The organism is Catellatospora sp. NPDC049111 (genome assembly GCF_040648615.1).
In the GTDB taxonomy this organism is placed as follows: Bacteria; Actinomycetota; Actinomycetes; order Mycobacteriales; family Micromonosporaceae; genus Catellatospora; species Catellatospora aurea.
Genome location: NZ_JBEZEB010000006.1, coordinates 356,192 through 369,153, shown reverse-complemented (window position 1 = coordinate 369,153; position 12,962 = coordinate 356,192). Strand labels below are relative to the sequence as shown.

6 protein-coding genes are annotated in these 12,962 nt (G+C 69.7%); 4 read left to right on the top strand and 2 right to left on the bottom strand.

From position 1 onward, the window contains the following. Positions 1-35 precede the first annotated feature (35 nt). A complete protein-coding gene (locus tag AB0B66_RS12210; protein WP_360527140.1) occupies positions 36-1,007 on the top strand; it encodes an aldo/keto reductase in 972 nt (323 codons plus the stop codon). 84 nt (positions 1,008-1,091) lie between these two features. Here AB0B66_RS12210 and AB0B66_RS12205 read toward each other — a convergent pair whose 3' ends face one another. Together AB0B66_RS12205 and AB0B66_RS12200 are read right to left on the bottom strand one after the other, a co-directional pair. After that, complete coding sequence (locus AB0B66_RS12205; protein ID WP_360527138.1) at positions 1,092-3,488, bottom strand: RICIN domain-containing protein; 2,397 nt, start codon at positions 3,486-3,488, stop codon at positions 1,092-1,094. Between the two features lie 276 nt (positions 3,489-3,764). Then, positions 3,765-5,594: a family 43 glycosylhydrolase gene (locus AB0B66_RS12200; protein ID WP_360527135.1), complete on the bottom strand. Its 1,830-nt coding sequence runs from the start codon at positions 5,592-5,594 to the stop codon at positions 3,765-3,767. Positions 5,595-6,245: 651 nt separating this feature from the next. Between AB0B66_RS12200 and AB0B66_RS12195 the strand changes: the two genes are divergently transcribed. From AB0B66_RS12195 to AB0B66_RS12185, 3 genes are all read left to right on the top strand, one after another. Beyond that, complete coding sequence (locus tag AB0B66_RS12195) at positions 6,246-9,116, top strand: PQQ-dependent sugar dehydrogenase (protein WP_360527132.1); 2,871 nt, start codon at positions 6,246-6,248, stop codon at positions 9,114-9,116. 74 nt (positions 9,117-9,190) lie between these two features. Beyond that, complete coding sequence (locus AB0B66_RS12190; RefSeq protein ID WP_360527129.1) at positions 9,191-11,299, top strand: ThuA domain-containing protein; 2,109 nt, start codon at positions 9,191-9,193, stop codon at positions 11,297-11,299. A 40-nt stretch (positions 11,300-11,339) separates the two neighbouring features. Next, the gene (locus tag AB0B66_RS12185; protein WP_360527126.1) at positions 11,340-12,860 is read left to right on the top strand and encodes an arabinofuranosidase catalytic domain-containing protein; all 1,521 of its coding nucleotides are present in this window, start codon (positions 11,340-11,342) and stop codon (positions 12,858-12,860) included. The last annotated feature ends 102 nt before the right edge of the window (positions 12,861-12,962 follow it).

The window sequence follows — 12,962 nt, the reverse complement described above, 5'->3', positions numbered from 1 at the left end:
CCAGCCGATCTCGACCTGAATCAAGAGGAGCCGCCGTGAACCCGCCCGCCGCCGTGATGCCCACCCGGCCGCTCGGCCGCACCGGCCTGAACGTGTCCACGCTCGGGTTCGGCGCGGCCGGGATCGGCAACCTCGGCTACGCCGGATCCGACCTCGACGCCGCACGGGCCGTGGACGTCGCGTGGGAGGCGGGGATCCGCCATTTCGACACCGCACCCCACTACGGGCTCGGACTGTCCGAGCGGCGGCTGGGCGCGGCGCTGCGCGCTCACCCGCGCGAGGCCTACGTGCTGTCCACGAAGGTCGGGCGGCTGCTTCGCCCGCATCCGGAGCCGACCGGCTCGGATCTGGCGGCCGGCGGCTTCGACGTCCCCGACGACCTGGTGCGCGTATGGGACTTCACCGCCGACGGCGTCGCCCGCAGCATCGAGGAGAGCCTCACCAGGCTGGGCCTCGACCGTATCGACATCGTCTACGTCCACGACCCCGACGACGCTGTCGACGAGGCGATCAGCCAGGCGATTCCCGCCCTGATCGCGCTACGCGAGCAGGGTGTGATCCGCGCTGTCGGCGTCGGCATGAACCAGTGGCAGGCGCCGCTGCGCATGGTCCTGGAGACCGACCTCGACGTCGTCATGCTGGCCGGCCGGTACACCCTGCTCGACCGGACGGGTGAGCAGCTGCTCGACGAGTGCGAACGCAGGGGAGTCGCCGTGGTCGCGGCCGCGCCCTTCAACTCGGGCATCCTTGCCAGGCCATGGCCCGTCGAGGGCGGCAACTTCAACTACGCGCCGGCGTCGGACCGGGTGCTCTGGCAGGCTCGCCGGCTCGCCGAGACGTGCCGGGAGCACGAGACCGCGCTGCCCGTCGCCGCGCTGCAGTTCCCCCTGCGCCACCCCGCTGTGGCGGCGGTCGTCTCCGGCATGAGATCAGCCGAGCACGTCGATGCCGCCGTGGCAGGAATGCGGACGCCGGTGCCGGCCGGCCTGTGGCAGGCGGCGGGCTGATCCGCTCGCACCGGAACTCGGCCGGCGGGGTCCAGACGTCCACGTCTGGACCCCGCCGGCCGAGTCATGCGGTGCGCTCGCCGATCAGCTGCGCAGGGTCCACTGCTGGTTCGTGCCGCCGTGGCAGCCCCACAGGTGCAGCAGGGTCCCGTTGCCGGTGGCGTTGCCGCTCGCGTCCACGCACAGGTTCGACTGCACGCCGGTGATCGTGCCGTTGGAGTTGACGTTCCACTGCTGGTTGGCCTGACCGTTGCAGTCCCAGATGACCAGGCGGGTGCCGTTGGTGGTGCCCTGGCCGGTGGCGTCCAGGCACTTGTTGCCGTAGACGGTCAGCTGCTTGCCCGCGGTGTAGGTCCACCGTTGGCCGGTGCCGCCCGCGCAGTCCCACAACTGCACCTGGGTGCCGTTGGCAGAGCTGGCGTTCGGCACGTCGACGCAGCGTCCCGACTGTCCGCCGACGATGGTGACGCCCTGCTGGGTGCCGGTCTGCACGCCCGCCGACGCCATGACCGCGCGTGCCGCCGTCGGCCAGTTCCCGCCGCTGACGACCACCGTGCCGGTGTTGGTGTTGCCCCGCGAGCCGCTGGTGATGTTGGTGTTCGTGCTGGTGGTCCAGTTGTTGGTCAGGGTCAGGTTGCCGGTGTTGTTGTTGGCCCAGTGCTGCCCGTAGGCCCACTGGCCGATGTTGTCGAACACGTTGTTCGACGCCGTCAGATAACGCGCCCCCTCGTCGAAGTACAGCCCGAGCCAGCCGTTGGTGTTGCGAAACCAGTTCTGGCTGATCGTCGAGCCCGGCAGCGCGGACAGCGCGTAGAACGCCGCGCCGTCGGTCATCTGGCGCATGACGTCGTGGACGTGGTTGGCCTGCACGCGGTAGTTCGCCGCGATCGTCGCGGTCGTGTACCGGGGCTGGTAGTTGTAGAGCCCGCGGTCGATGTAGTCCTGCGCGCCGCCGGCGTCGTTGGCGCCCCAGCCGTAGCCGATCGAGATGCCGGTGTAGGGCAGGTTGTAGACCTCGTTGTTGGTCATGGCCGAGTCGGCGGCGTAGGTGATGAGCAGCCCGACGTGGCTGCGGTAGTCGATGGCCACGTCGTGGACGGAGTTGTTGCCGTAGACGATGTCGCGGTTGACCATCCGGGAGTCGCTGGGGTGGTGCGCGTCGGCCTGCACGCCGCCGGCGATGACGGCGCCGGCCGCGATCTGCTCGAAGGTGTTGCCGATCACGTCGATGTCGGCCGCGCCGAGGCCGACGCCGGTGGCGTGGGCGTTGGCGTCGTTGCCGATGCCGAGCCCGACCTGGCCGAGGCTGGTGAACCGGTTGCCGGTGAACCTGATCGCGTTGGCGGCCGACACCTGCACCGCCGCGGGCATCTGACGCCAGTGGGGCCGGGTCGCCTCGAACTGCGGGCAGCCCGACTGGCACGAACTCAGCCAGTTCGACGGCCGGGACCAGGTGCCGTAGATGTACGCGCCGGTCTGCTGGTCGGCGTAGCCCTGGCTGCTGTTGGGCTGCAGCCAGCTGGTGTACGAGAACTGCAGGCCGGAGAAGGACAGGTGATGGGCCGGCGCCGCGTAGGTGCCGCCCACCCGCAGCAGCGACTCCAGCCGCGGTAGCTGCACGTCGGCGGTGGCCATGTTCTCGCCGCTCAGCGGCTTGTAGTAGAGCTGGCCGGCGGAGGTGTCCAGATACCACTCGCCGGCGGCGTCGAGGAACTCACGTGCGTTGACCAGGTACATCGGCCCGGCCCGGAACGGGCTGCTCAGCGTGTCGTAGCCGAAGGTGTTGTTGTTCCAGGCGGGCTGTTCCATGGTGATCGTGTTGCTGCTGATGGACTGCACGGGCACGTACCGGTCGGTGAACGAGTTCACCGACTCCAGCTCGATGCGGTCTTCGGCGGCGACGTTGTTCAGATACGACAGCGCGCTGTTGGTGAACGTCATACCACTGGTCGTCATGGTGAAGTCGCCGCGGTTGACCTGTGTGCGGGCCCGGGTCGCGATGCGGCCGTTGACGTAGAGCTGGCGGGTGTCGAAACCGGCGCTCGCGGCGGCGCGCCAGATGTTCTGCGTGGCGTCCACCTGCGTCCAGCCCGTGACCCGCTGTCCGCCGGAGATGACCGGCTGGGCGCCTGTCGCGGCCTGCCAGAACACGGTGTAGCCGTTGGCGCCCGAGTCGGCGGACGTGAACGTCAGCGGTGCGGACAGGGCGTAGGTGCCGCCGGCGAGCTGGACCACGATGTCCCCGCTCATCGTCGGCGCGAGGCCGCGCACCGACGACTGGGCCTGGGTCAGCGAGCACGGTTGCGCCGTGGAGCACGCCGTGCCGGATCCGGTGGGGGACACGTAGAGGGTCGTCATGACCGCGGCGGTCGCGGGAGTGGCGGCCAGCGTCGACGTGGCGAGGAGTAGTGCGGCGCAGAGGGCTGTCAGTCGGGATCGGTGTTTCGTCTGTCGTCGGGCGTGGCGGAGTGCAGAAGCCACAGTGGCGTCCTTCCACGAGTTGAGCCGCTGGCGGGGGCGCAGCAGGCAGCGGTGAGCCGTCATCAGCGGGAAACGCTGGCGTAACCGATGGCGTGCATCACATCACATGTATGACGTCATAGCAATATTGAGGTCGATGGGAGCCGGAGCGTGTGGAGTGGGGATGCGCGACAGCGCGAGCCGCGGGCGTCTTTCCGGTGCCCGCGGCGCGCCGTCTCGTCCGAACCGGCCGGTGGACCGCCACTGGCCGGTTCGGTGACCGTCAGGGCAGGACGGTCACTGGAAGGAGGCGTCGTCGAGGTAGTAGCCGTCGGTGCCCGCGGCCGTCTCGACGTAGAGGCTCGCGCCCGTCAGGGTTCCGGTCCAGGAGACGGTGGCAGTGCCGGTCAGCTGGGTCCAGCCGCCGGAGTTGACCGTCGCGGCCGGGGTGAGCTGCACGTAACTCGTCGAGCCGTTGGCGGTCACGGCGAGGGTGACCTTCGCCGACGGGGTGCCGCTCTGGGTGCGTACCCAGACGCTGGTGGTGTAGCTCTTGCCGTTGACGAGCTTGCCGGTGACGTCCTGGCGGATGCCGTTCCACGACGCGGTGCGGCCGGTGAGCAGCAGCGACCGGCTGCCGCCGTGCACCACCGACGTGTTCGACGCGAGGGTGCCGCTGCCGAACACAGCCCACCCGGTCGTGCCCGACTCCATGTCGGCGTTGGCCAGCTGGTTGCCGCTGGAGGAGCCGCCGCCGAACTGCCACCAGTTCACGTTGAACAGGCCGCCGCCGCTGCCGGTGAACCGCAGGTACAGGTCACGGGTGCCGGTCGCCCCGGACACCGCGCAGGTGACCGACGCCCAGGTCTGGTAACCGCCCGTGCCGGACACCCCGCACGTTCCCACGACGGGGCCGCTGGTGCTGTCCAGCCGCAGCTCGATGTTGCCACCGGCCCCGGCGGAGGCGACCCGGGCGGTGAAGGAGGTCGCGCCGGAGCCGAAGGCGACGCCCTTGACCTTGATGTAGTCGCCGTTGTCGATCCAGCCGACGTCGAGGGTGCCCTCGCTGGCGGGCTCGGTCTCGACGCCACTCTCCCAGGCGATGGTCTCGGCCTCCTGGCGCACGTACGGGTTGAGGGTGCCGATCTGCGGTGCGCCCGAACTCGTCATGTTGATCGTCGGGATGGTGCCGTTGCTGTTGTAGGTGAACTTCTCGACCGCCACCGACCGGGCGTAGCCGCCACCGCCGGGCAGCGCGCCGTTGTGGTAGAAGAAGTACGAGCCGCCGTTGAAGTCGATGACGCCGGCGTGGTTGGTGAAGCTGGAGCCCTGGCGCGGCATGACGGTCCCGCGGTAGGTCCACGGCCCGGTCGGGCCCGTCGCGGTGGAGTAGCCGATGAACTCCGAGCAGCATTCGGCCGCGAACACGTTGTAGTACAGGCCGTTGCGCTTGTAGACCCAGGGGCCTTCCTCGTACAGCGTCGGGCGGTTGGCGTTGCCGTTACGGGTGCCGTAGCCGCTGGTGGTCAGCGGGATCTGGGTCGGGCTGCCCGAGTACGAGATCATGTCGGTGTTCAGCCGGACGTACCACAGGCGCGGGTTGCCCCAGTACAGGTAGGCCTGGCCGTCGTCGTCGATGAGCACGTTGGGGTCGATCTCGCCGTTCTCCACCAGCGGCCGTCCGAGGGCGTCGGTGAAGGGGCCGGTGGGGCTGCTGGACACGCCCACGCCGATGGCCATGCCGCCGGTCGCCCGGTTCTTCACCGGGACGTACCAGTAGAACTTGCCGTTGCGGTAGGCGACGTGCCCGGCCCAGGCGTCGGCGCTGGCCCAGCTGAAGGTGGACAGGTTCATCGGCACGCCGTGGTCGGTCCAGTTCACCATGTCCGCCGACGAGTAGACCCGCCACTCCTTCATCGTGAAGTAGGTGGACCCGTCCTCGTCGTGGCCGGTGTACAGGTACACCCGGCCGTTGTGGACCAGCGGGGCGGGATCGGCGGTGTAGATCGTCTGGACGATCGGGTTGTCCGCGTCGGCGCCGGCCGGCACGAGCGTGAGCGCGAGCAGCACGCCGACGCCGGCGGCGGCGAGCCGTCGCAGGCCGTGCCGGGTCCGTGGGTGTGTCACGAGGTCTCCTTCGGAAGTCGCCGACCCCGGGCGACGTCCTGTCCGGAAACGTGCTCAGCGACGCCCGGCCGCCGTGTGTGCGAGGCCGCGGCGGGGGAGGACTGCGCCGGAGGTCGACTTGTCTGCGGAACGTGAAGTGCGCTGTATGACGTCTGAGCACGCCGCACACCTGGCCCGGTCGCCTGAGGTGCGCGATCGGTGCCCTGCCAGCCGTTGCGGATGAAGGTGCCGACCATCCCGCGGTCAATCGAATGTGAACGATAACAGCGCTTGAGTCAAGATGTGACGAAAAGGTTTCGCGTGTGCGCAGGTCAGGTGGGCCCTCCACGGCAGAGCCGATCAACTGGAGAAGATCGATGCATGCGGGTGGGTTGACAAGCATGATGTGACCGATAACATCGACCGAGCCGACTTCCTGATAACACGTCATATGACCTGGCTGTCACCAGCATGTGACAGCGAGATCAGCAGGTTCGGCAACTTGTTTCGTCGAGGGTGTACCGGCGGCGCGGGACCCATCGACCGGCGATCCGTGACGGCTCCATTCCGCCGTCATGGGTCGCCACCTGTCGGGCGCGGCGGGCCGGCAGGAGCATCTCCGCCACGGCGGCTCGTGCCCGCCCTGGCCTTCACTCGTCAGGAAGGGTCCACATGTCCACCAGGGACGGCCTCCCCCCGCACCGCGCCAGACGATGGTTTCCCGCAGCGCTGACGCTGCTGCTGGCCACATCCGGTGCCACCGCCATCCTCGCCACGGCCCCCGCGGAACTCGGCGGCCCCGCGCCGGCGCAGGCGCACACCATTGTCAGCACCGACTACCAGCAGGTCACCCTCGCCAAGGGAGTGTCCGAGATGGGCGAGCCGATGACGCTCGCCGTGCTGCCCGACCGCTCGGTCCTGCACACCGCCCGCAACGGCACCCTGCGCCGCACCGACGCGTCCGGCAACACGGCCGTGGTCGGCACCATCTCGGTCTACAGTCACGACGAGGAAGGCCTGCAGGGCGTCGGGGTCGACCCCAACTTCGCCAGCAACCGGTTCATCTACCTCTACTACGCCCCGCCGCTGTCGACCCCGAGCGGCGACGCGCCCAGCACCGGCAGCAACTGGTCGGCGTGGCAGGGCGTCAACCGGCTGTCCCGGTTCACGCTGAACTCCGACTTCACCGTCAACCAGTCCAGCAAGGTCGACATCCTGGACGTCGCCGCGGACCGGGGCATCTGCTGCCACACCGGCGGCGACATCGACTTCGACGCGGCGGGCAACCTGTACCTGTCCACCGGTGACGACACCAACCCGTTCGAGTCCGCCGGGTTCGCCCCGCTCGACGAGCGCACCAACCGCAACCCCGCCTATGACGCTCAGCGCTCCGCGGCCAACACCAACGACCTGCGCGGCAAGATCCTGCGGATCAAGGTGAACGCGAACGGGTCGTACTCGATCCCCGACGGCAACATGTTCGTCGACTCCGACAGCCGGACCCGGCCGGAGATCTACGCGATGGGTTTCCGCAACCCGTTCCGGATCAGCGTCGACAAGGCCACCGGCGTGGTCTACGTCGGCGACTACGGCCCGGACTCCGGCAGCACCACCAGCCGCGGCCCGAGCGGGCAGGTCGAGTTCAACCGGGTCACCGGGCCGGGCTTCTACGGCTGGCCGTACTGCACCGGCACCAACAGCTCCAGCGAGACCTACGCCGAGTGGGACTTCGCGAGCAACAGCGCCGGATCGAAGTACAACTGCGGCGGCGGCCCGACCAACAACTCGTTCCGCAACACCGGTCTGACGACCCTGCCGGCGGCCAAGACGGCCTGGATCCGGTACGCCGGCGACTCCGGCAGTCCGTCGGAGTTCGGCAGCGGCTCGGAGTCGCCGATGGGCGGCCCGGTCTACCGCTACGACGCCTCGTCGTCGTCGAGCACCAAGTTCCCGCAGGGTTTCGACGGGCAGTTCTTCGCCGGCGAGTTCGGCCGGGGCTGGGTCAAGCCGATCCACGTCAACTCCGACGGCAGCCGCGGCAACATCGAGACGTTCCCGTGGAACGGCAAGCAGGTCATGGACATGGCCTTCGGGCCCGACGGCGCACTGTACGTGCTGGACTACGGCACCGGCTACTACAACGGCGACGCCAACTCGGCGCTGTACCGCTACGACTACGTGGGCAGCGGCAACCGGGCCCCGACCGCCGTGGCGAGCGCCGACCGGACCTCCGGCGCGGCCCCGCTGACGGTCAACTTCTCCTCGTCGGGATCGTCGGACCCCGAGGGCGGGACGCTGACGTACTCCTGGGCGTTCGGCGACGGCACGACCTCCACGTCCGCCAACCCGTCCAAGACCTACAGCGCCAACGGCACGTACAACGCCACGCTGACGGTCCGGGACCCGCAGGGCGCGACCGGCTCGGCGAGCGTGCAGATCGGCGTCGGCAACACCGCGCCGACGGTCACCATCAACAGCCCCGCCAACGGGCAGCTGTTCAGCTTCGGGGAGACCGTGCCGTTCAGCATCACGGTGTCCGATCCCGAGGACGGCACCATCGACTGCACCAAGGTCAAGATGACCTACGTGCTCGGCCACGACAGCCACGGCCACCAGATCACCTCGCAGAGCGGCTGCAGCGGGTCGATCGCGGTCCCCGTCGACGGCGAGCACGACGACGCCGCGAACATCTTCGGGGTCTTCGACGCCGAGTACACCGACGCGGGCGGCCTGACCACGCACACCCAGCACACCCTGCAGCCGCGCAAGCGGCAGGCCGAGCACTTCAAGACCTCGTCCGGGGTCGCCACCTTCGACAAGAGCGCCGCCGAGGGCGGCAAGACCGTCGGTGACATCAACAACGGGGACTGGATCGCGTTCCAGCCGTACCGGATCAGCAACGTGACGGGCTTCAGCGCCCGCGTCTCCTCCGCGGGCAGCGGCGGCACACTGCAGATCCGGGCCGGCTCGGCCACCGGCGCCGTGCTCGGCTCGGCGACCGTGCCGGTCACCGGCGGGTGGGACACCTTCGCCACGGTCACCGGCTCGATCACCAGCCCGCCGAGCGGCACCACCACCCTGTACCTGACCTTCGCCGGGTCGGGCACCGGGTTCCTGTACGACGTCGACTCGTTCACCCTGGCCACCGGCACGGCCTCCACGGGAACCGGCCCGATCAAGGGCCTGGCGGGCAAGTGCCTAGACGTGCGCAACGGCGCGACGGCCGACGGCACGCAGATCCAGCTGCTCACGTGCAACGGCGCTGCCGCGCAGACGTGGACGGTGTCAGGTTCGACGCTGCGGGCGCTCGGCAAGTGCCTCGACGTCAACGGCGGCGGCACCGCCAACGGCACGAAGATCCAGCTGTGGACGTGCACCGGCGGCGCCGCCCAGAACTGGACCTACCAGTCGTCGGACCAGACGCTGCGTAATCCGCAGTCGGGCAAGTGCCTGGACGTGTCCGGCAACAACTCCGCCGACGGCACGGTCGTGGCCCTGTGGACCTGCAACGGCGGCAACAACCAGAAGTGGACCCTGCCCTGATCCGGGGGCCCCGCACCGGCGCTCCCACGCCGGTGCGGGGCCCTGCCTCACCTTCCCTCCCAAGGAGAGCCACCATGCGCAGACTCCTGCGACCCGCCCTCGGCGCGGCCACCGCCGTCCTCGCCGTCCTCGCCACCACTGCCTCGGCCACCCCGGCCGTCGCCGCGGACGCCGCCTATGACGTGCTCGTCTTCTCGAAGACCGCCGGCTTCCGGCACGACTCGATCGCCGCCGGCATCTCGGCGATCCAGTCGCTCGGCTCGGCCAACAACTTCACCGTCACCGCCACCGAGGACGCCTCCGCCTTCACCACCGGCAACCTCGCCCAGTACGAGGCGGTCGTCTTCCTCAACACCACCGGCGACGTGCTCAACGCCAGCCAGCAGACCGCGTTCGAGTCCTACATCGGCTCCGGCGGCGGCTTCGTCGGCGTGCACTCCGCCGCCGACACCGAGTACGGCTGGTCGTTCTACGGCAACCTCGTCGGGGCGTACTTCGCCTCCCACCCGTCGATCCAGCAGGCCAACATCAAGGTCGAGAACCGGGCGCACCCGGCCACCGCGCACCTGTCACCGACGTGGACCCGCACCGAGGAGTGGTACAACTACCAGACCAATGCCCGCTCCACCGCCCGGGTGCTGGCCACCGTCGACGAGTCCTCCTACTCCGGCGGCTCGATGGGCTCGGACCATCCGCACTCCTGGTGCAAGACCTACAGCGGCGGCCGGTCCTTCTACACCGGCGGCGGGCACTCGCAGTCGGCGTACTCCGAGACGGCGTTCCGCAGCCACCTGCTCGGCGGCATCCGCTACGCCGCCGGCCGCGCCAAGGCCGACTGCCGCCCGGAGACCGGCTACACCGCCCTCTACAACGGCTCGACCACCGGCTGGGCGCAGACCGGGCCGGGCAGCTTCAGCAACTCCGACGCCACGCTCACCTCTTCGGGTGGCATGGGCATGTACTCCTACACCACCCGCGAGTACGTCAACTACTCGCTCAAGCTCGACTGGCGGGTGCCGGGCGACGACAACTCCGGTGTCGTCATCGGGTTCCCGGCCGGCAGCACCGCGCAGGGCGCGCTGGACAACGGCTACGAGGTCCAGATCGACGCCACCGACTCCGCCGACCGGACCACCGGCGCGATCTACGCCCTGCAGTCCGCCGACATCACCGCCCGCGACGCGGCGCTCAACCCGCCGGGGGAGTGGAACACCTTCGAGCTGCTCGTCGAAGGGGAGCGGTTGCAGGTCTTCCTGAACGGCTCGAAGATCAACGACTACACGAACACCAACTCGGCCCGCTCGATGGCCGGCTACATCGGCATCCAGAACCACGGCTCGGGCGACGACGTCTCGTTCCGCAACATCCGGATCAAGGACCTGGGCGGTACGACGCCGACCGGCGACATCACCCGCCAGGCCGAGTCGTTCTCCTCCGCGAGCGGTGTCTCGGCGCTGTCCAAGTCGGGCGCCAACGGCGGCCAGGTCCTGGGCAACATCGAGTCCGGCGACTGGGCGGCGTACAACAGCCTCGACCTGACCGGCACCACCTCGTTCCGGGCCCGGGTGGCGTCCGCGGGCTCCGGCGGCACGATCCAGGTCCGGACCGGTTCGACCACCGGGACGGTGCTCGGCTCGGTCACCGTGCCCAACACCGGCAGCTGGACGAACTTCCAGAACGTCACCACGACCCTGTCGGGCGTCCCGTCGAGCACCCAGAACGTGTACCTGACCTTCACCGGATCGAGCGGCTTCCTCTTCGACGTGGACGAGTTCGTCCTGGTCAAGGGCACCGCCTCCACGGGCACCGGTCCCGTCAAGGGCCTGGCGGGCAAGTGCCTGGACGTGCGCGGCGGTTCGTCGGCCGACGGCACGCAGATCCAGTTGTACACGTGCAACGGCGGTGCGCCGCAGACGTGGACGGTGTCGGGTTCGACGCTGCGGGCGCTCGGCAAGTGCCTGGACGTCAGCGGGGGCGGGACCGCCAACGGCACGAAGATCCAGTTGTGGACGTGCACGGGTGGCGCGGCGCAGAACTGGACCTACCAGAGTTCGGACCAGTCGCTGCGCAACCCGCAGTCGGGCAAGTGCCTGGACGTGTCCGGCAACAACTCCGCCGACGGCACCGTCGTGGCGCTGTGGACCTGCAACGGCGGCAACAACCAGAAGTGGACCCTGCCCTGATGCGGCCCCGATCCGTACCCGAGCTGTGTGAGGTGACCCGATGGTTCATGTGAGCAAAGGCCGCTCCCGGTGGGCGGCGGCCGCCACCCTGGCCCTGGCCCTGGTGTCCGCGGGCGTGGTCGTCGCCGTGCAGGCCGAAGTCGCGCAGGCGGCGACGGTCGGCACGCCCACCCGGATCGTCGGCGGCCCGTCCGGCCGGTGTCTGGAGGTGCCCAACTCCAGCACCGGCAACGGCCTGCAGACCCAGCTGTGGGATTGCAACAACTCCGCCGGCCAGGCCTGGACCCTCACCACGTCGGGCCAGCTGATGGTCTACGGCAACAAGTGCCTCGACGCCTCCGGGCGGGGCACGGCCAACGGCACGCAGGTCATCATCTGGGACTGCAACGGCCAGAACAACCAGCAGTGGAACGTCAACACCAACGGCACCATCACCGGCGTGCAGTCGGGCCTGTGCCTGGACGCCAACGCCGCGGCGACCGCCAACGGCACGAAGATCCTGCTCTGGGCCTGCCACGGCGGGGCCAACCAGCAGTGGGCGCAGTCGGTGCTGGGCACCCCGAGCCCGACCCCGACGACCTCGGCACCTCCCCCGGGCGGCGGCCCGTGCGACATCTACGGTGCGGGCGGCACGCCCTGCATCGCGGCGCACAGCACCACCCGGGCCCTGTACCAGGCCTACAGCGGCAACCTGTACCAGGTCAGGCGCGCCTCGGACAGCACCACCCGCAACATCGGCGTGCTGAGCACCGGCGGTGTCGCCAACGCGGCGGCGCAGGACTCGTTCTGCGCCAACACCACCTGCGTCATCACGGTGCTGTTCGACCAGTCCGGGCGCGGTAACGACCTGTGGTATCAGGGCTCCAGCGTGGTCCCCGGGTCACCGCAGAGCCGTCCGGCCGTGGCGACGACCGAGTCGCTGACGGTCGGCGGCAGCAAGGCCTACTCGCTGTACATCAACCCCGGCAACAGCTACTGGCGCGACGGCCACCTGACCGGTGTCCCGACCGGCAGCGCGCCCGAGGGCATGTACATGGTCACCAGCGGCACCCACGTCAACAGCGGCTGCTGCTTCGACTACGGCAACAGCGAGACCACCCGCAAGGCCGACGCGGCCGGCGCCATGGACGCGATCTACTTCGGCACCAGTTGCTGGTTCGGCGGCTGCTCCGGCTCCGGACCCTGGGTGCAGGCCGATCTCGAATGGGGCCTGTTCCCGGGCGGCAGCAGCACCTGGAACCCGAACCAGCGGGCGTTCACCAGCAAGTTCGTCACGGCGACGCTGAAGAACAACGGCGTCTCGCGATTCGCGATCAAGGGCAGCAACGCCCAGTCGGGCAGCCTGTACACGCTGTGGGACGGCGCGCTTCCCAGCGGGTACAGCCCGATGAAGAAGCAGGGCGCCATCGTGCTGGGCAGCGGCGGTGACTGCTGCAAGCCCGACGGCGGAGCCAACGCCAGCGCGGGCACGTTCTACGAGGGCGCGATGGTCGCGGGCTACCCGTCCGACGCGGTCGAGAACGCCGTCCAGGCGAACATCGTCGCGGCGGGCTACCGGTGACCTGACCGGCCGTCAGCCCTGACCGCACCGGTGGTGGGGGGGGGGGGGGCGGGGGGGCGCCCCCCCGCGGGGGGGCCCCCCGATCGCGGGCCCCAGCGGCGG

Bases quoted from the DNA above. Each gene is read 5' to 3' on its own strand.
- AB0B66_RS12195 (WP_360527132.1), top strand. From the start codon at position 6,246: ATGTCCACCAGGGACGGCCTCCCCCCGCACCGCGCCAGACGATGGTTT.
- AB0B66_RS12190 (WP_360527129.1), top strand. From the start codon at position 9,191: ATGCGCAGACTCCTGCGACCCGCCCTCGGCGCGGCCACCGCCGTCCTC.
- AB0B66_RS12185 (WP_360527126.1), top strand. From the start codon at position 11,340: ATGGTTCATGTGAGCAAAGGCCGCTCCCGGTGGGCGGCGGCCGCCACC.